Origin of the sequence: Tabrizicola flagellatus (assembly GCF_008271465.1) — a bacterium.
Classification (GTDB): domain Bacteria; phylum Pseudomonadota; class Alphaproteobacteria; order Rhodobacterales; family Rhodobacteraceae; genus Tabrizicola; species Tabrizicola flagellata.
In genome coordinates, this window is record NZ_VMDU01000005.1 from 210,878 (window position 1) to 229,596 (window position 18,719).

The 18,719-nt window shown below is 68.4% G+C and carries 20 protein-coding genes; 8 read left to right on the top strand and 12 right to left on the bottom strand.

Features of this window, described 5'->3' with window-relative positions:
• Positions 1–35 precede the first annotated feature (35 nt).
• The 5 genes from FL625_RS10115 to FL625_RS10135 form a co-directional block, all read right to left on the bottom strand.
• Positions 36–596 carry a hypothetical protein gene (locus tag FL625_RS10115; protein WP_149588542.1) on the bottom strand — a complete coding sequence of 187 codons (561 nt, stop codon included), beginning with the start codon at positions 594–596 and terminating at the stop codon, positions 36–38.
• Between the two features lie 65 nt (positions 597–661).
• Positions 662–3,634, bottom strand: coding sequence for a DNA translocase FtsK (locus FL625_RS10120; protein ID WP_149588543.1), 2,973 nt, complete (start codon positions 3,632–3,634; stop codon positions 662–664).
• Between the two features lie 11 nt (positions 3,635–3,645).
• Positions 3,646–4,824: an aminotransferase class I/II-fold pyridoxal phosphate-dependent enzyme gene (locus FL625_RS10125; protein WP_149588544.1), complete on the bottom strand. Its 1,179-nt coding sequence runs from the start codon at positions 4,822–4,824 to the stop codon at positions 3,646–3,648.
• A 167-nt stretch (positions 4,825–4,991) separates the two neighbouring features.
• The gene (locus FL625_RS10130; protein WP_149588545.1) at positions 4,992–5,309 is read right to left on the bottom strand and encodes a DUF1244 domain-containing protein; all 318 of its coding nucleotides are present in this window, start codon (positions 5,307–5,309) and stop codon (positions 4,992–4,994) included.
• A complete protein-coding gene (locus FL625_RS10135) occupies positions 5,309–6,037 on the bottom strand; it encodes an N-formylglutamate amidohydrolase (RefSeq protein ID WP_149588546.1) in 729 nt (242 codons plus the stop codon). Before FL625_RS10135 ends, FL625_RS10130 begins: the two co-directional genes overlap by 1 nt.
• 205 nt (positions 6,038–6,242) lie before the next feature.
• On the opposite strand from FL625_RS10135, the gene pyk reads away from it, so the two are divergent.
• The 4 genes from pyk (at position 6,243) to rplT (ending at position 8,631) form a co-directional block, all read left to right on the top strand.
• A complete protein-coding gene (gene pyk / locus FL625_RS10140; protein ID WP_149588547.1) occupies positions 6,243–7,688 on the top strand; it encodes a pyruvate kinase in 1,446 nt (481 codons plus the stop codon).
• Positions 7,689–7,721: 33 nt separating this feature from the next.
• Positions 7,722–7,946, top strand: a complete 225-nt coding sequence (locus FL625_RS10145; RefSeq protein ID WP_149588548.1) for a hypothetical protein — start codon at positions 7,722–7,724, stop codon at positions 7,944–7,946.
• Between the two features lie 109 nt (positions 7,947–8,055).
• Entirely contained in the window at positions 8,056–8,256 is a 201-nt protein-coding gene (rpmI, locus tag FL625_RS10150) for a 50S ribosomal protein L35 (protein ID WP_135449392.1), read from the top strand.
• A gap of 12 nt (positions 8,257–8,268) precedes the next feature.
• On the top strand, positions 8,269–8,631 hold the full coding sequence (gene rplT, locus FL625_RS10155) for a 50S ribosomal protein L20 (protein WP_149588549.1): 363 nt from the start codon (positions 8,269–8,271) through the stop codon (positions 8,629–8,631).
• A gap of 10 nt (positions 8,632–8,641) precedes the next feature.
• Here the strand turns inward: rplT and FL625_RS10160 are convergent, their stop codons facing one another.
• Entirely contained in the window at positions 8,642–9,418 is a 777-nt protein-coding gene (locus FL625_RS10160) for a helix-turn-helix transcriptional regulator (protein WP_149588550.1), read from the bottom strand.
• 85 nt (positions 9,419–9,503) lie between these two features.
• Here FL625_RS10160 and FL625_RS10165 point away from each other — a divergent pair, with 85 nt between their 5' ends.
• Entirely contained in the window at positions 9,504–9,905 is a 402-nt protein-coding gene (locus FL625_RS10165; RefSeq protein ID WP_149588551.1) for a RidA family protein, read from the top strand.
• 45 nt (positions 9,906–9,950) lie between these two features.
• Here the strand turns inward: FL625_RS10165 and truB are convergent, their stop codons facing one another.
• From truB to rbfA, 3 genes are read right to left on the bottom strand one after another with little or no spacing between them, the layout of a single operon-like run.
• On the bottom strand, positions 9,951–10,853 hold the full coding sequence (gene truB / locus FL625_RS10170; RefSeq protein ID WP_149588552.1) for a tRNA pseudouridine(55) synthase TruB: 903 nt from the start codon (positions 10,851–10,853) through the stop codon (positions 9,951–9,953).
• Positions 10,854–10,856: 3 nt separating this feature from the next.
• Entirely contained in the window at positions 10,857–11,579 is a 723-nt protein-coding gene (locus FL625_RS10175; RefSeq protein ID WP_149588553.1) for a phosphodiester glycosidase family protein, read from the bottom strand.
• The gene (gene rbfA / locus FL625_RS10180) at positions 11,576–11,986 is read right to left on the bottom strand and encodes a 30S ribosome-binding factor RbfA (RefSeq protein ID WP_149588554.1); all 411 of its coding nucleotides are present in this window, start codon (positions 11,984–11,986) and stop codon (positions 11,576–11,578) included. Before rbfA ends, FL625_RS10175 begins: the two co-directional genes overlap by 4 nt.
• A 97-nt stretch (positions 11,987–12,083) precedes the next feature.
• On the opposite strand from rbfA, the gene dapB reads away from it, so the two are divergent.
• Both dapB and FL625_RS10190 read left to right on the top strand, forming a co-directional pair.
• Positions 12,084–12,893 (top strand): 4-hydroxy-tetrahydrodipicolinate reductase, encoded by an 810-nt coding sequence (dapB, locus tag FL625_RS10185; RefSeq protein WP_149588555.1) that lies wholly within the window; start codon positions 12,084–12,086, stop codon positions 12,891–12,893.
• Positions 12,894–12,953: 60 nt separating this feature from the next.
• The gene (locus FL625_RS10190; RefSeq protein ID WP_149588556.1) at positions 12,954–13,316 is read left to right on the top strand and encodes a dihydrodipicolinate reductase; all 363 of its coding nucleotides are present in this window, start codon (positions 12,954–12,956) and stop codon (positions 13,314–13,316) included.
• A gap of 25 nt (positions 13,317–13,341) precedes the next feature.
• Here FL625_RS10190 and FL625_RS10195 read toward each other — a convergent pair whose 3' ends face one another.
• Positions 13,342–13,527 carry a DUF1674 domain-containing protein gene (locus FL625_RS10195; RefSeq protein WP_149588557.1) on the bottom strand — a complete coding sequence of 62 codons (186 nt, stop codon included), beginning with the start codon at positions 13,525–13,527 and terminating at the stop codon, positions 13,342–13,344.
• A 70-nt stretch (positions 13,528–13,597) separates the two neighbouring features.
• On the opposite strand from FL625_RS10195, the gene FL625_RS10200 reads away from it, so the two are divergent.
• Entirely contained in the window at positions 13,598–14,830 is a 1,233-nt protein-coding gene (locus FL625_RS10200; protein WP_149588558.1) for an RsmB/NOP family class I SAM-dependent RNA methyltransferase, read from the top strand.
• A 234-nt stretch (positions 14,831–15,064) separates the two neighbouring features.
• On the opposite strand, the gene FL625_RS10205 is transcribed toward FL625_RS10200, so the two are convergent.
• The gene (locus FL625_RS10205) at positions 15,065–16,285 is read right to left on the bottom strand and encodes a lytic murein transglycosylase (RefSeq protein ID WP_149588559.1); all 1,221 of its coding nucleotides are present in this window, start codon (positions 16,283–16,285) and stop codon (positions 15,065–15,067) included.
• A gap of 94 nt (positions 16,286–16,379) precedes the next feature.
• Entirely contained in the window at positions 16,380–18,611 is a 2,232-nt protein-coding gene (gene rnr / locus FL625_RS10210) for a ribonuclease R (protein WP_149588560.1), read from the bottom strand.
• Between the last annotated feature and the right edge of the window lie 108 nt (positions 18,612–18,719).

Genomic DNA, 18,719 nt, shown 5'->3' on the forward strand with positions numbered 1-18,719 from the left:
CCGTTTCCCCGACCGCTTGATCCGATGTCTGCGACCTAGGAGGGAATTATGAATGCCTCCTCGTCCAAAGACACATGAAGCCAGCCGATCCCGCGCGCGAGAGCATGGTCGCGGCACGCCGCCACAGAGGCTGCCCGCATTCGTTCCTGCGGCAGAGGTGCCACATCGACGACAAGCATCACCCCGCAAAGCGCATCGCGCGGTCGGCCGGTCTCGGTCAGCTGTGCATCAAGCTTGTCGATGTCCCGGACGATCTCCCCGTGACCAAGCCTGCCATTCGCGCGTTCCGATGCCTTGATCTCGATCGCCATCGCCACGGTTCCGAGAGTTCTGGCGTGGTTTCTGCGCCGCCAGTCTCTCTCAACCTCCGGACGAAACAGCACGACATCAGGGATCGGCTCAAAGCCGCCCCGAAAGGATTCGTGCTTGCGAAGGTCCATCGCCTTGAACAACGGGGTGACGGGGGACGGTATCCACTGCTTCACGTTCATGCCGATCTGCCTGCGCGGAACGCCCGCAAGTCGAAGGCAATGATAGACGACTGCCTGATAGTGCAACTCTCCCCCGAGCACCGCGCGGCATTCGTCGACGATCAAGGGCCAGGCAAGACGCAGAGCCTTCGCGGCGTCAGAGGCGGTTGCGAGGGCAAGCCCCCCTTCGCTCACCGTTCCTCCACCAGGATCTCGCGCTTGCCGACGTGGTTCGCACGGGTGACGATGCCCTGCTCCTCCATCTGCTCGACCAGACGCGCGGCCTTGTTGTAGCCGATGCCCAGTTTCCGCTGGATGTAGCTGGTGGAACACTTCCGGTCCCGCGCCACGATCGCCACGGCCTGATCGTACAGCGCATCGTCCGAAGCCTCGCCCGAGCCGAGGCCCAGCACCATGTCGATGTCGCTTGCCACCTCGTCCTCCGGCCCCTCGACCACGCCCGACATGTAGACCGGCGGGCCGAAGCTCTTCAGGTGGTTGACGATCTCTTCCACTTCCTCGTCCGAAACGAACGGCCCGTGGATCCGGGTGATCTTCGCGCCGTTGCCCATGTAGAGCATGTCGCCCGCGCCCAGCAGCTGCTCGGCCCCCTGTTCGCCCAGGATCGTGCGGCTGTCGATCTTCGAGGTGACCTGGAAGGAAATCCGCGTCGGGAAGTTGGCCTTGATCGTGCCGGTGATGACATCGACCGAAGGCCGCTGCGTCGCCATGATCAGGTGAATGCCCGACGCCCGCGCCATCTGGGCAAGGCGCTGGATGCAGGCCTCGATCTCCTTGCCCGCCACCATCATCAGGTCGGCCATCTCGTCCACGATGACGACGATGTAGGGGAAGGGCTGCGGCGCGAATTCTTCGGTCTCGAACACCGGATCGCCGGTTTCCTCGTCGAACCCGGTCTGGATCGTGCGCTTGAACATCTCGCCCTTGGCCAGCGCCTCGCGGACGCGCCCGTTGTAGCCCTCGATGTTGCGCACGCCCATCTTGGACATCTTGCGATAGCGTTCCTCCATCTCGCCCACGACCCATTTCAGGGCGACGACCGCCTTCTTCGGGTCGGTCACGACGGGGGACAGAAGATGCGGAATGCCGTCATAGACCGACAGTTCGAGCATCTTCGGGTCGATCATGATCAGCCGGCACTCCTCGGGCGTCAGCTTGTAGAGGAGGCTCAGGATCATCGTGTTGATCGCAACCGACTTGCCCGACCCCGTGGTCCCGGCGATCAGGAGGTGGGGCATCTTCGCCAGGTTCGCCACCACGGGCTCGCCGCCGATGTCCTTGCCGAGCGCCAGCGGTAGCCGCATCTGGCTGTCGCCGAAGTCGCGCGCCGACAGGATCTCGCGCAGCACCACCTTCTCGCGGTGGGCGTTCGGCAGTTCGATGCCGATCACACTGCGCCCCGGCACGGTCGAGACACGGGCCGAAAGCGCCGACATCGACCGGGCGATGTCGTCGGCCAGACCGATCACGCGGCTGGCCTTCAGGCCCGGCGCCGGTTCCAGCTCGTACATGGTGACCACCGGGCCGGGACGGACGGCGACGATCTCGCCCTTCACGCCGTAGTCGTCCAGCACCGATTCCAGCATCCGCGCGTTCTCTTCCAGCGCCTCGTCCGACAGCTGGTTGCGCTGGATCGTCACCGGCGCGGCCAACAGGCTCAGCGGCGGCAGTTCATAGGTCTGTGCATGGTCGTCGAAACGCAGGGCCGGCTGACTTTCCGCCATCGCCTGGCGCGAGGGTGCAGGCTTCTTCACCGAGTGCTGCACCACGGCCTTGCGATCCGGCGCAAATCCCGTCGGGCGGGCAGGCGGCAGCTCATCCTCCGGATCGTCCAGCCGATAGCCGGCGCTCTCGTCCCGGTCCGCCGAGGCTGCGCCCTCGTTCAGGGTCAGCGGCTCCTCGTCTTCGGCCTCTGGCTCCCAGGCCCGCGGGGCGCTCACCGGCGGGACCGACCGGGGCAGGGGCCGCGTGTCGGCCATCAGCACGGCCGGCCCCTTCGGCCGCATCACCGGCGGCTCGACCCGCGCGGCGGTGGGCAGCGGCGGCGGCGCCACCGGGAAATCGGGCGTGCGCAGCACGCGGTTGCGGATCACGTCGGAAATCCGCGCCTTGATCCGGTCCTCGCTGGGCATCGAGGGATCCCAGGAAGGCTCGTATTCGACCAGTTCCGGCTCGGGCTCCGGCTGGTGCTTGCGGCGCAGGCGGTCCAGCAGGCCAAGCTTCTCCTTCGCGGGTGCCATTTCCGCCTCGGGTGCCGGATGCCGGGTCTCGCCGCGCAGCGCGGCCGGCATCGCCCGGCCCTGACTGGCCCGCAGCGGCTCGGGCTTCATCGTCGCGGCCGCGCCCCCCGTTACCGGCGGCACCACCCGGCGTGACACCGGGGCGTCGCGGCCCATGGCGACTGGCGGTTCAAAGTTCCGCGCAGCGGTCACATTCGCCGACCGTGCGCGGGCCCGATCCTGCAGGGCGGCCGCGCCGGTCAGGGCGCCGCGCGCCCCCGCCCCCAGCGCCTGCCGCAGCGCCGAATAGCCCAGGATCGACCCCAGAAGCAGGAACCGCCGGATCGCGCGCAGCTCTTCCATGTCGAAGCCGGTCACGAACAGCATCATCGCGACCAGCCCGGCAAAGGTGATCAGCGACAGAAGCTTCAGCCCGAAGCCTGCCGTCCCCGGGATGATCCCCAGAAGCGACCCTGTCACCGTGTCGCCGAACAGCCCCCCCAGGCCGAAGGTATGCGCCCAGCCATCCCCCGGCACCAGGGTCGCGCAGTGGACGGCCGCGAAGGCCACCGCGATCACCGCAAAGGCCACCCGTCCGATGGCCCTTTCGCCCCCGCGATGGATCATGAAGCGCACGCCCCAGGCGCCGAAGATCAGCGGGATCGTCCATGCGCCCTTGCCGATCAGGATGATCAGCGTCGAGGACAGCGCCGCCCCGAAGCGCCCGAAGATGTTCCGCGCGGGTTCCTCGGTCGCGACCATCCAGCCCGGATCCTCTGGCGAATAGCTCCACAGCATCAGCGAGAAGGCCAGCCCGACCAGCACCAGGACCAGCCCCAGAAGCTCGCGCCCCCGGCGTTCCAGCATTGCCTGCGTGCCCTGGTCCAGAAGCGGATCGCGCTGCCGTGCCTGATAGGATGCCATTCGTCCCTCACTCACCCATAGATGCAGTCGCGAAGCCTGGTCAGCCCGCGCTGCGTTTCTTCTTGCGGGGCCACCAGGGCCACCCGGATATATCCGCGGCCGGGGTTCTCGCCCCCGACCTCGCGCGACAGGTAGCCGCCGGGCAGCACCCGCACCCCCGTCTCGCGCCAAAGCTTCAGGGCTGCCGCCTCACCATCCTCGACGGGCAGCCACAGGAAGAACCCGCCCCCCGGCGCTCGATAGCCCTGCACTCCGGCGAAAATCACATCCGCATCGCGGAACTTCGCCTGATACAGCGCGCGCGAGGCATCTACATGCGCCTCGTCCGCCCAGGCTGCCTCGGCCACCCGCTGCAAGGGCAGGGGCAGGGGGGCACCGGCGAAGGCACGCAGCTTGCGGATGCGCCCCATGCTTTCCGGCCCCGCGGCCACGAAGCCCGACCGCAGCCCCGGCAGGTTCGACCGCTTGGACAGCGAATGGAACACCACGACGCGCTCGGGATCGGCTCCTTGCGCCTCGGCCACCTGCAACAGGCCGGGCGGCGGCGCCTCGCGCCAGATCTCGGAATAGCACTCGTCGGCCAGCACCTTGAAATCATGCCGCTCGGCCAGCGCCAGGAGGTCCGCCAGATATTCCTTAGAGGCCACCGCGCCCTGCGGGTTGGCGGGCGAACAGATATAGGCCAGTGCCACCCGGTCCAGCACGTCCTTGGGCAGGCTGCCGTAATCGGGCAGGAACCCGGTCGCGGCGGTGGCGGGGACATAGACGGGTTCCGCCCCCACGGTCAGCGCGGCCACGGCATAGACCTGGTAGAACGGGTTCGGCATCAGGACGACCGGGGTCTTCCCGGCCTTGGTCTCGGGGCAGAGCGCGATGCAGGCGTTGAACAGCCCCTCGCGCGTCCCGTTCAGCGCCATCAGCCGGTCCTCGGCCACCGTCACGCCATAGCGCCGCGCAATCCAGCCCGAGATCGCCGCCAGCAGCTCGGGCGTCCCGTCGTTCGGCGGATAGACGCCAAAGCCCGAAAGGTTCGCGGCAAGGATCGGCCCCACGAAATCGGGCATGGCATGACGCGGCTCGCCGATGGTCATGGTAATTGGTTCGCCGCCGGGGGCGTGCGCGTCCAGAAGCTTCCGCAGACGCGGAAACGCATAATCCGGCAGGTTCGAAAACCGCTCAGGAAACGCCATTGCTGCCTCAATCGCGGGGTCTATGCGCCCCGTTTTCCGGCACGATAGCGGCCCTCGCGCGTGAGGTCCACAAAAAACCCTTCACGCTGAGAGGCTTGGGGCGCGACCTGTTGCAATTTCGTAGGGTGCGCTACAGCGCACCATCCGCCGGTGCGCGGTCGCGCGCCCTAGACCTGCTTCGGCCCGACATTCTCGGCGAAAGCCTTGTCGAAGGCCGCCTTCTTCGCGTCATCCGCCTCGGTCTGGTGCAGGGCCACCCAGTCGGCATAGGGCATGCCATAGACGATCTCGCGCGCCTCGTCCTTGCTCAGGGGTATCCCCCGCTCGGCGGCGGCTTCCTGGTACCAGCGGCTCAGGCAATTCCGGCAGAAGCCGCCAAGATTCATCAGGTCGATGTTCTGCACATCCGGCCGCTTGACCATCAGGTGATGCACCAGCGCCCGGAAGGCCGCCGCCTCCAGCTCGGTCCGCGTCGCGTCGTTCATCATATCGTCTCCAGCACTTGGCTCAGGATGCCTGCCAGCCGCCCGGCCCAGTGCGCCTGCTCGGCGGGCGTGGCGATCAGATCGTTCCGCACCTCTATAAGTGTGTTGTGCCTCCCGGTCCGCAAGGCATGCCGATCGATCGCATCGCCCGGCAGATGGCCCGAATAGGGTTCGTTGTCGCCTATGCAGAGGTCCGTCTCCGCCCGCAACCGCGCGATCAGCGGTTTCGAGAACCGCTCATCCAGGTGGCTGTACAGCACTCCCACATGCCAGGGTCGCGGCGCGCGGCCGCGCAGGCAGGGGGTGAAGGAATGGATCGCCAGGATCACCCGGTCCGGCCGCAGCGCCGCCAGCCGGGCATAGGCGGCGTGATAGGGGCGATAGAGCCGGTCCAGCCGCGCCTCGATCCCCTCCGCCCCGATGTGCCGGTTGGCCGGGATGATCGTCCCGTCGTAAAGCTGCATCACCAGTGTCGGGTCGTCCTCGCCCCGGTTCGGGTCGATCACCAGGCGGCTGAAGTCCGACAGGATCACCGGGCTGTCCAGCAGCCGCCCAAGCTCGCAGGCCACCCCCGCCGCACCCACGTCCCAGGCGATGTGGCGGGCCATGTCCTCGGCCGGGATGCCCAGGTCGCCGCCGTTCACCCACTCCGGCACCCGGTTCGACGCATGGTCGCAGGTCACCAGCCAGCGCCCCTTGCGATCCTCGCCCTCGATCCTGAACGCCACGCTTCACCCCCGCCGTCCCGACCCGCTTCTACCCGCAACCGCCCGCCGATGCCAGCGACCGGCGCGCCTCGCGCCGCCGCCCCCAAAATTCTTCGCCGAAGAATTTTGGGCCCCGCCCGGCGGAAGCGGGCGTTGCGGGATGGACCGACTTGGTCCATAAGGCACGCGGCCCACATCAACGGAACCTATGAGCAGGAGGATGGCGATGCGCCGCCACCGCAACGTGAAGATTGTGGCCACGCTTGGCCCGGCGTCCAGCAGCTACGAGATGATCCGCGCGCTCTTCGAGGCCGGGGCCGACGTGTTCCGCCTGAACATGAGCCACGGCTCCCACGACGACATCCGCAAGCGCCACGAGATCATCCGCCAGGTCGAAAAGGATCTCGGTCGCCCGATCGGCATCCTCGCCGACCTGCAGGGCCCCAAACTCCGCGTCGGCGTCTTCGCCAACGGCGCCGAGGACCTGGTCGAAGGCGCCGCCTTCCGCATGGATCTCTCCACCGCCCCCGGCGATGCCAGGCGCGTGAACCTGCCGCATCCCGAGATCTTTGCGGCGCTGGAACCCGGCACTTCGCTTCTGGTCAATGACGGCAAGATCCGCCTGCGCGTCAACGCCTGCGGCAAGGACTTCGCCGATTGCACCGTGGAAGTCGGCGGCACGATCTCGAACCGCAAGGGCGTGAACGTGCCCGACGTGGTTCTGCCGCTTGCCGCGCTGTCGGAGAAGGACCGCACCGACCTCGAATTCGTATGCGAACTGGGCGTGGACTGGCTGGCCCTGTCCTTCGTGCAGCGCCCCGAGGACGTGATCGAGGCCCGCACCCTGGCCAAGGGCCGCGCCGCGATACTCTCCAAGATCGAGAAGCCGGCGGCCGTGAAGGCCTATGACGCCATCCTCCAGGTCTCGGACGGGATCATGGTGGCGCGCGGCGACCTTGGCGTCGAACTGCCCGTGACCTCGGTGCCCCCGATCCAGAAGCGTCTGGTGCGCGGCGCCCGCGCGGCGGCCAAACCGGTGATCGTGGCCACCCAGATGCTCGAATCGATGATCGAATCGCCCGTGCCCACCCGGGCCGAGGTCTCGGACGTGGCGACCGCGATCTACGAAGGCGCCGATGCGGTGATGCTGTCGGCCGAATCCGCGGCCGGCAAGTATCCGGTCGAGGCGGTGACCACGATGAACAACGTGGCGATGAGCGTCGAGAAGGATCCGACCTATCTGTCCATCATCGAGGCCAGCCGCGTCGTCCGCCGCGAATCGGTCGCCGACGGCATCGTCGCCGCCGCGCGCGAGATCGCCGAGGCCACGAACATCAAGGCGATCTGCTGCTTCAGCCAGTCGGGCACCACGGCCGCGCTGGTGGCGCGCGAACGCCCGCATGTGGCGATCCTGGCGCTCACCCCGCTCATGTCCACCGCGCGGCGGCTGGCGCTGACCTGGGGCACGCATTGCGTCATCACCCCGCCGCAGGAACGCTTCAAGGGCGCGGTACTCGCGGCCGTGGGCGCGGCGCGGTCGGATGGTTTTGCCACCGAAGAAGACCAGATCGTCGTCACTGCGGGCGTGCCGTTCAACGTCAAGGGCACGACGAACATCCTGCGCGTGGCGCCCTGCGACGAACGCTTGATCTCGCGCGTGGACCCCGAGTAGGCTCTGCCCGCGCGGGGTCACGGGCGAGGCGCCATGGACACGGATCTGCTGCTGACGGTCGGCATCGTGCTGACGGTGCTCTCGGTGCCATCCCTGTTGTCGGCCTGGGTCGAGAACAGGGCCCCCCGCACGGGCGCCATCATGGCGGTGACGGCGCTCGGCATGATCTCGGCGGCGTTGATCTACAGCCCCGGCGGATATGCCTTCGAGCAGGTGCCCGGGGTCGTTCTCAAGACGGTGATGCGCCTGTTCGATTGACGCAATCCGCTTGCACCTTTTCCCGGCTGCCCCTATAGGGGCGGCTTCGATACCCGCACGGCCGGCCAAGGTGGCATGCCGAGTCGTGCCTGAAACCACGGAGATGGAAATGCCCAAGATGAAGACCAAGTCGGCGGCGAAGAAGCGCTTCAGCTTCACGGCCACCGGTCGGGTGAAGGCCGGCGTCGCCGGCAAGCGCCACGGCATGATCAAGCGCACCCCGAAATTCGTCCGCGACGCGACCGGCACCATGCTGCTCTGCGACAGCGATGCGAAGATCGTCAAGAAATACATGCCCTACGACCGGTAAGGAGAGCCCCAGATGTCCCGCGTCAAGTCCGGCAAGGTCACGCACGCCCGCCACCGCAAGGTTATCGCGCAGGCGAAAGGCTACTATGCCGCCCGTTCCACGAATTTCCGCACCGCGACACAGGCCGTCGACAAGGCCAACCAGTATGCGACCCGCGACCGCAAGGTCCGCAAGCGCCAGTTCCGCGCGCTGTGGATCCAGCGGATCAACGCTGCCGTCCGCCTGTTCGACTCCGAGATGACCTATTCGCGCCTTATCAACGGCCTGAACAAGGCCGGGATCGAGGTTGACCGCAAGGTCCTCGCCGACCTCGCCGTGCACGAGCCCGAGGCGTTCAACGCCATCGCCGGGCAAGCGAAGGCCGCTCTGGCCTGATCGGTCAGGTTCAAGGATAAGGAAAGGCCCTGCGGCGACGCGGGGCTTTTTTGTTTTGGCCGTCGAGGCGCCGCTCAAGCTCGGCATAGGGGCAGACATCCGCCTCGAACGGCACATTCCGCCGCCGGAACTGCTTCCCCTCGACCACCTCCGGCGCGCTGATCCGGTCCATCCGGAAATGCCGGAAATCGGCCCGCGACGGGTCCCAGGCCACCAGGTACCACAAGGGCGGCAGGATCAGGATAGCCTGTGGCTCGACCTCGCGCCGCGTCTCCGCCCCCTTGGCATCGCGGTAGCGAAAGCGCAGGGATAGTTGCCGCAGGAATGCCGTCTCGAAACAAGGGAGCAGCGCCTCCTCCATCCGCCCCGTGTCGGACAGGTCCTGCAGCGGCGACAGAATGCCCACATGCAGGCAGGCCAAGAGCCGCCGCAGGTCGCGCAGCTTGTCCGGGGGCAGCGTCCGCTCGACCTTCGCCAGACCCGCATCCGCCAGATCGGCAAAGGGCAGCGCCCGCGCCGCCCGCATCGTGGCGACGCTGATCACCAGCGCGAACAGTTCGGCGACCGAGACCCGCGCCGTCCCCTGCATCGTCCCAGAGTCAAGCAGCACGCCCCCACCACGCCCGCAGTCGGTCTGGATGACATAGCCCTGCTCGCGTAACGCCCCGATGTCGCGCAGCACCGTCCGGCGCGAGACATTCACCAGCCCCGCCAATTCACCCACCGTCACGCTGCCGTTGCGGCGCAACAGACGCAGAAGGGACTCCTGTCTCAGGCGGCTGCTCATGCCGGGGGTATAGCATGAATGGTGCCAGAATCTGTCACCGTTTCATCCTAGCCGGTTCCGACTGACCCACAGAAGGACACCGACCATGACCCAGCCCCAGATCGTCAACCCGCCCCACCTGCCCGACCCGCGCCCGAACGGCTACAGCACTGCTGTCATCACCCCTGCTTCCGGGCGCCTTGCCTTCATCTCGGGCCAGGGCGGACAGGACCCCACCGGCGCGCTCTCCCCCGATTTCGCTACCCAGGTCCGGCAGGCCTATGCCAACATTTCCACGGTGATCGAGGCGCTCGGCGGCCGGCCCGACCAGGTGGTGAAACTGACGGCCTATGTCGTCGACCACAATATGGCCAAGCTTGGCCCTCTGACCGAAGCCGTGATCCGGATGTTCGGGGGCCGCCTGCCCGCGCAAACCCTGGTCCCGGTCCCGAAACTCGCCATCGACCCCATGCTGTTCGAGATCGAGGCGGTGCTTACCCTCGACTGACCGTGCCAAACCTTGTGGCCGGGGCGGCAGGCCCTGGCCGCAGGCCTACCGGACAAACACCCTGCTCGGGTGCAACTCGCCCCCCCGATAGTGCCCCACAGCGACCGCCAGGCCGTTCAGAGAGGCCCAGCCCTCGGTCCCCCAGTCGGCGTGCCCGATCACCTGCCCCGGATTGCCGTTCCGCAGCCGCACCGCGCCCTCCGGGGTCGCCCGGAACTCCGGCAGGTCCTGCAACCCCAACTCCAGCGGCAACAGCCGGGCGTCCAGCGCATCGGTCTTGGCCTCGGCGTCGATCACCTCCAGCGAGACGCCCTGACCTGCTTCGAACGGCCCCGACCACTCCCGCCGCAGCCATTCGACATGCCCGAGGCACCCCAGCACCTGCCCAAGATCGCGCGCGATCGACCGCACATAGCCGCCCTTGCCGCAGACCATCTCCAGATCGACATGGTCCGCGTCGGGGCGGCCCAGCATGACCAGCCGCTCCACCCAGAGGGGCCGGGCGGCAAGGTCCATCACCTCACCCTCGCGCGCCAGGTCATAGGCCCGCTCGCCATCCACCTTCACCGCCGAATACTGCGGCGGAACCTGGAGGATCTCCCCCCGGAACGCCCCCAGCGCCGCCTCGATCTGCGCGTCCGTCGGCCGCAGTGTCGAGGTCGCGATCACGCGACCCGAGGCATCGTCCGTCTCCGTCGCCGCGCCCAGCACCACCCGGAACCGGTAGCACTTCAGCGCATCGGTGATGTAGGGGATCGTCTTGGTCGCCTCCCCCAGCGCCACGGCCAGCACGCCCGTCGCATCCGGGTCCAGAGTCCCGGCATGGCCCGCCTTCTGCGCCGACAACGCCCATTTGACCTTGTTGACCACGGCGGTCGAGGTCACGCCCGCCGGCTTGTCCACGACCAGCCAGCCGCTGATCTCCCGCCCCTTGCGCGTGCGGCCCATCGCTCAGCCCTTCGCGACCACGGTGCCGACGATCGGTCCCATCGGGAACCCGCCGTCATGCCGCCCCAGCGAGGGGGCATAGAGCCGCGAGATGTTGCCGTCGAAATACAGCGCATCCGGCAGGCCCAGCCCGTCGCGGAAGAACCGCGCGAAGGTGTGGAAGTTCACCGCCTCGTTCGAGATCACGAACACCGCCCGGCTGCCGTCCTCGCTGACGCCCACGCCGTTGCGTACATAGCGGCTGTCACTGCCGGGTAGCAGTTTCGGATGCAGCTTGCCCTTGATCACCAGCATCGGCCCCGATTGCGTGGCGTGGCGACACGCAGTCTTAGCCTTCTTGAAGGCGCGGCTCTCGATCACCCGGAAGGTCTCGCCGATGCAGAACACACCGTTCGGCAGAAGGCCGAAGTTTCCCGGCCCGTCGCTGGTCACGATGGCCGAGCGTTCCACCCCGTCCTCGACATAGAGACCCACCGGCGACAGGTCGCGGTGGTACATCCCGGCGTTCATCGCGAAGCCCAGCGCCTTGCCCTCGGCCGCCAGCGCCAGATCGACGTTGCGGAAACTGCCGTAGGCGCCGTCCGGCCCGGAATGGAACAGCCGCAGGTCCTCGTCCGCTCCGACCTCGCAGACCGTGTAGGAGGCGCCCTCGAAGCTGGTGTCCCGGCAATCTGCCGCCTCTGCCGCCACCGGGGCCAGCAGAAGGGCCAGGGCAAGCCACTTCATTCCGTGTCGTCCGTCGCGCCGAGGTCGCGCTGCACCGCCGGGTCGGCGAACAGCCGCCGCGTCTCGTCCAGCCGGTCGAAGGTCTCGTCGGGCCGGAACCGCAGGTCGGGCGCGTATTTCAGCGTCAGTTCTCCGGCCACCCGGTGCCGAAGCTCGGCCTTGTTGCGCGCCAGCGCCGCGATCGCCGCCTCGACCGGCACCGACCCCATCAGCGGCATGACATAGACCGTCGCCACCTTCAGGTCGGGCGAGCACGACACCTCGCCCACCGTGATCGACATGGCATTCAGTTCGGGGTCGTGGATCTCGGCCCGGTTCAGCACATCCGACAGTGTGCGGCGGATCAGTTCCCCCACCCGAAGCTGACGTTGCGACGGGCCGGACCCGGTATCATGGCGCTTGGACATGCGCGTCCACATAGGCCCTTTCGGCCCGGCCCGCAACGCCGGGCTTCTCACGCTCGCGCGAACCCGCTAGGGAAGGGCGAGCGGCAAGGGGGGCGACATGAGCGATGGTCCGGGACTTGTGGTCACAGGCGCCTCGGGGCGCATGGGCCAGACGCTGATCCGCCTGGTGCAGGGCACCGACAAGCTGCGTCTCGTCGGTTGCGTCGAACGCGCCGGCCACCCCTGGATCGGCCGCGACGTGGGCGAGGCGATGGGCGGCGCACCTCTCGGGGTGAAGGTCACCGACGACGCGCTCGAGGCCTTTGCCAAGGCCCAGGCGGTGATCGACTTCACCGCCCCCGCCGCCACGGTGGAATTCGCAGCCCTCGCGGCCCAGGCCCGCGCCGTCCATGTCATCGGCACCACCGGCCTCGAACCGCAGCACCTCGCCCGGATCGAGGCCGCCGCCCGCCACGCCGTCATCATCCGTGCCGGCAACATGTCGCTTGGCGTCAACCTGCTCGTGCGCCTGACCCGGAAGGTCGCCGCCGCCCTCGACGCCGACTGGGACATCGAGATCGTCGAGGCCCACCACCGCATGAAGGTCGATGCCCCCTCGGGCACCGCGCTCATGCTCGGCCAGGCCGCCGCCGAAGGCCGCGGCGTCAGCCTCGACGACGCCCGCGTCTCCGGCCGCGACGGCATCACCGGGGCGCGGACAAGGGGCAGCATCGGCTTCTCGGCCATCCGCGGCGGCGACATCGTCGGCGAACACGACGTGATCTTCGCCGGCGAGGGCGAACGGGTGATCCTGCGCCACGTCGCCACCGACCGGGCGATCTTCGCGCGGGGTGCCCTGCGTGCCGCGCTCTGGGGTCAGGGCCAGAAGCCCGGGCAATACGACATGATGGATGTGCTGGGCATCTGACGGGTGATCCGATCCGGCGTCGGGCGCGTAATCCGCCCGACGATGTCATCGGGGGATGTCATGCTGCGTCTGGCCGCCGTTCTTTTCATGCTCTCCGTCCCGGTCCCGGCCGCTGCCAACGGGTTCGAGCCGGTCAAGGACAAGGACCGCTTCCTGAGCCTGGTCAAGGACCGCACGCTGCGCATCGGTCTTTACGACCTGTCGATCAGCGTCCTGCCCGACGGCCGCATCGATGGCACGGCGCTGGGCTGGAAGATCACCGGCAACTGGTCGTGGAAGGACGGCTACTTCTGCCGCGAGATGGACTGGAGCGGCACGCCCATCCGCTACAACTGCCAGCTGGTCGAGGCGCAGGGGGCCGACAGGCTCCGCTTCACCGTCGATCAGGGCAAGGGTGACAGCGCCACCTTCCGCCTGCGCTAGGGACGGGCGCAAACGCGGTTCCCGCTCAGAAATCGACCGCGATGCCCTTCTTCTCCCAGTCGCCATAGCGCACCGGCTCGGGCCCGTCCCTACCGCCCAGTTCCTTCGGCAGCGGGGCCTGCGCCGCTGCAGCCTTCCGGCGTGCCTCGGCTTCGGCCAGCGCCCGCCTTGCGGCGGGCGGCAGATCGTCGTTCCTGTCCGACCCTTCCATCCTTGGACCCTTCCTTGTCTGGCCTCCCTTCGTGATATAACCCGCATCCCGAGCCAGCAAGGGGACGGTCATGGCCGAAGGCATCGCGGCGCGCGCCACCGCAGTCGCAATTCTCGACGGCGTGCTCGGCGAGGGCCGGATGCTGTCGGACTTCTCGGGCGACCAGCTCGCCCCCGCCGACCGCGCCCGGGCGCTGCGCCTCGCCGAAACCACGCTGCGCCACCTGGAAGGCGCCGACAGGCTTCTGGACCGGCACCTGCGCAAGGCCCCGACCCTGACCGTGCGCAACATCCTGCGCCTCGCCGTCGCCGAGCGTTCCCAGGGCGCCCCGGCCCATGGCGTCGTCAATGCCGCGGTCGAGATCGCGCGGCGGGGCGGAAGGCGCACCGCGCATCTGGCCGGCCTCGTCAATGCCGTGCTGCGGGCGCTGCCCGATCCCGTCGTCCTTCCGGTCCAGAAACTGCCGCGCTGGCTCCGCCAACCCCTCGTCCACACTTACGGGCGCGACACCGTCGCCGCCATCGAGGCCGTCCACGCGCAGGAACCGCCGCTCGACCTTACGCTTCGTGCGGGCTTTCCCCACCCCGACGGCGAGCCTCTGCCAACCGGCAGCCTGCGCCTGCGCGCGCCGGGCCAGCTCTCCACCCTGCCGGGCTATGCGGAAGGCGGCTGGTGGGTGCAGGACGTCGCCGCCGCCCTCCCCGCGAAACTCCTGCAACCCCGGCCCGGCGAACGCATCCTCGACCTCTGCGCCGCGCCGGGCGGCAAGACGCTGCAACTCGCTGCCGAAGGGGCCGAAGTCGTTGCGCTCGACATCTCTGCCCCGCGGATGGCCCGCGTGCAGGCCAATCTCGCCCGCACCGGCCTCGCCGCCACCCTCGTCACCGCGGACGCGCTCCACTGGCAACCCGAGGCCCCTTTCGACGCCATCCTCCTCGACGCCCCCTGCTCGGCCACCGGCACGATCCGTCGCCACCCGGACCTGCCCTTCGTCAAGGACGGCTCCGAGCTTCCTTCCCTCACCGCCCTGCAAGCCCGGCTCCTCGATCGCGCCCTTGGCTGGCTGACTCCCGGCGGGCGGCTGGTGTTCTCCACCTGCTCGCTCTTGCCCGAGGAAGGCGAGGCCCAACTGACCGCCGCCCTCTCCCGCCAACCGGACCTCGCCGTGGAACGCCCCGCGCTCGACGGACTCGACCCGGCCTGGTGGACCCCGGAAGGCGGCCTTCGTCTCCGCCCGGACCTCTGGGCGGATCAAGGGGGAATGGACGGTTTCTTCATGGTCCGCCTGCGCAGGCCCGCCTGACCATCACATTTGCCCTTTTCCAAATACTCTCGGGGGTTTGGGGGTGGAAAACCCCCAACTCCGCGCCGACCCGAACAGGTCGGGGAAACCGCCGGCCACGCGGTCGCCGTGGTCCTCCGGCAGGCATGGAAACAGGCCGCCGACCGGGGCCGCGCCAGTGGTTAAGAAATCCCTGACGTCCACGATCAAGATACTGAAAAGACTGGATGAACCGGAAATGTCCACCGTGGACAGCTACCGCAGCGCCTCCAGCACCTCCAGGCTCGGATACCCGTCCGGCACCATGCCGCGCGCCTTCTGGAAGGCCTTGACGGCTGCCACCGTCTTCGGCCCCATCCGCCCGTCCACGCCCCCCGGATCGAACCCGGCGCGGCCCAGCCGGTCCTGCAACTCCATCCGCTCCTCCAGCGTCAGCGCCCGCAACTCGCGCGGCCAGCCTGACTGGATCGCAGGCCTCCCGGCCAACCGGTCCGACAGCGACCCGATCGCAACCACATAGGCATCCGCCGTGTTGTAGTGCTCGATCACCTGGAAGTTCGGCCAGATCAGGAAGGCCGCCCCCCGGTGCCCGCCCGGCAACAGGATCGACCCCGGCCCGTGATCCGGCAGGTCCGCTCCGAAGACCGTCCGGACCCCCATCGCCTGCCACTCGGCCACCGGCTTCACCACCCGCTCGGTGGTCTGGTCATGGTCGAACCCCTCCGGCAGGCGCACCTCGATCCCCCAGGGCTGCCCCTTCGTCCAGCCCCAGTGCCGCAGGTAGTTCGCCGTGGACGCCAGCGCGTCCGTCGGGTCATCGCCCCAGAGGTTCCGCTTTCCGTCCCCGTCGAAATCGACCGCGAACCTCTCCCAGCTCGACGGCATGAACTGCGTGTGACCCGACGCCCCCGCCCATGACCCGGTGAACCGCTCGACATGCCCACCCGCGACGATCTTCAACGCCGCGATCAGCTCCGCCTCGAAGAAGGCCCCGCGCCGCCCCTCGTAGGCCAGCGTCGCCAGCGACCCCAGCACCGGCAGATCGCCCCGATAGGTGCCATAGGCGCTCTCCAACCCCCAGACCGCCGCGACGACTTCCTTCTCGACCCCGAACTCCGCCTCGATCCGCTCCAGCAGGGCCCGGTTCTTCTCGATGGCCTTCAACCCCAGTGCCACCCGGTCCTCGGAGACGGCGGTATCCAGGTAATCCCAGATCGTCTTGGCGAACTCGTTCTGGTTCCGGTCCCGCTCCACCACCTTCGGGTTGAACTCCACGCCGCGCATCGCCGCATCGAAGGTCGCCGCCGGGACGCCTGCCTCCAGCGCCCGGGGCCGGAAGTCCCGCACCCAGGCATCAAGCCCCGCCTGAGACCCCATCACATCCTCCACCCCCGCCACCGGATCGGGCAGGATCGTCTGGGCCTGTGCCACACCAAGCGCCATGAACACGCCGATCAACCCCGCAACTGCCCGCATCCTGCCTCACCAAACCGCAAGCATTTGACTCAAATTGTGCTTGCCCTTTCAGAAATACTCCACGGGGGTGCGGGGGTGTGAAATCCCCGCTCTTTCATCGCCGCTTCCGCACCACCCGCCGCTTCGCTGCCGCCTGCGCGGGCTTCCGGGGGTGATACTTCCCCCCCGCCCGCCGCGGCGGGCGAACCGTGGCCCCTTCCACCGACAAGAGGTCCAGGATCAACCCGCCCGTCACCGGCACCGCCTCGGCCAGCCGCACCATGACCTTCTGCCCGATCCCCAGCGTGAGGCCCGTCTCCGACCCCATCAGCGTCTGGCTGCCTTCGTCATAGTGGAAATACTCCCGTCCCAGCGCCCGCACCGGGATCAACCCGTCCGCCCCCGTTTCGTCCAGCCGCACGAAGACCCCGAACCGCTGCACGCCCGAGATGCGCCCGGCGAACTCCGCCCCCACCCGGTCCGCCAGATAGGCCGCGAGATAGCGGTCGTTGGTGTCCCGCTCCGCCGCCATGCTGCGCCGCTCGGCCTCGGAGATGAGTTTGCCCGTCTCCTCCAGGTTCTCCTCGTCCCACGCGCTCAACCCATCCTTGCCCCAGCCATGCGCCGAGATCAGCGCGCGGTGCACGATCAGGTCCGAATAGCGCCGGATCGGGCTGGTGAAATGCGCATAGTTCCGCAGCGCGAGCCCGAAATGCCCGTAATTCTCCGGGTGGTAATAGGCCTGCGTCATCGACCGCAGGGTGGACAGGTTGATCAGCTCGTCGAACTCCGTCCCCTCGGCCTGCGCCAGAAGCCGGTTGAGATGCTTCGTCTGCAGGACCTGCCCCTTGGCCAGCGTCATCCCCGCGCCTTCCGCCACCTCGCGCAGGCCTTCCAGCTTCAGCGGCGAGGGTTCCTCGTGCACCCGGAACAGCAAGGGCCGCTTCAACCGGATCAGCTCCTCCGCCGCCGCGACATTGGCGAGGATCATGAACTCCTCGATCAGCTTGTGCGCCTCCAGCCGCTCCTTGAACGCCACACTGGTGACGCGGCCCTCGGCATCCAGCTCGATCTTCCGCTCCGGCAGTTCCAGGTCCAGCGGCTGCCGCACCTCGCGCGCCTGCTTCAGCGCGGCATAAGCGGCATAGAGGGGCTTCAGCACCGGCTCGACCAGCGGCGCGGTCTTCTCATCCGGCGCCCCATCCACCGCCGCCTGCACCTGCGCATAATGCAGGGAAGCCACCGACCGCATCATCCCCCGCGTGAAGCGATGGCTCCGCTTGTGCCCCCCGGCGTCGATCACCATCCGCACCGCAATGCAGGCGCGGTCCACACCCTCGTGCAGCGAACAGAGGTCGCCCGACAGGATGTCCGGCAGCATCGGCACCACCCGGTCGGGGAAATAGGTGGAGTTGCCCCGCTTCCGCGCCTCGCGGTCCAGCGCCGAACCGGGCGTGACGTAATGCGCCACGTCGGCGATCGCGACCCAGATGACGAAGCCGCCGATATTGCCGGGGTCCTTGTCCGCCTCCGCATAGACCGCGTCGTCACGGTCCCGCGCATCGATCGGGTCGATGGTCACCAGGGGCAGGTCGCGCAGGTCCTCGCGGCCCTTCATCCCCACCGGCTCGGCCCGGTCGGCCTCGGCGATCACCGCATCGGGGAAGACATCCGGGATGCCATGCTGATGGATCGCGATCAGGCTCGCCGCCCGCGGCCCCGCCGGATCGCCCAGCCGCGCCACGACCTGCGCCGCGGGCAGCCCCAGCCGCCGGCCGCCCACCGCCTCGGCCTCGACCAGTTCCCCGTCCTTCGCGCCCATCGTCATGTCCGCCGGGACGCGCCACTCCTTGTCGTCGCCCTTCTCGATCGGCACGATCCGCCCGCCCTGGCTTCCCTGCCGGAACACCCCCAGCACCTTCCTCGGGTTCGAGCCCAGCCGCCGGATCAACCGGGCCTCGTAGGCGTGGTCGTCCAGGTCCACCTTCGCCAGCCGCGCCAGGATCCGGTCGCCCGCGCCAAGGGCCGGATCGCCCTTCTTCGGGATCACCAGGATGCGGGGGCTGTCGTCCACGCCCTCTTCCAGCGGCTTCGCGTAAAGGTCGCCCTGAGCATCCGGCGCCAGCACCTGCAGCACCGCCACCGGCGGCAATACCCCCGGCTCGCGGAACCGCCGCGCGCTCTTCTCGACCACGCCCTCCGCCTCCAGCTCGCGCAGAAGACGCTTCAACTCGATGCGTCCATCGCCCTTGATCCCGAAGGCCCTGGCAATGTCGCGCTTGGCCGAAAGGCCGGGATTATCCGAAATCCACTGCCGGATCTCGTCCTTGGAGGGCAAAGTCTTCATGCCCCAGACCTAGCACGCCACCCTGCCCAAGACTATCCCGCTTCCCCTTGCCCTTTCCAGAAATACTCTCCGGGGGTCCGGGGGTGGAAAACCCCCGGCGCCCGAGGA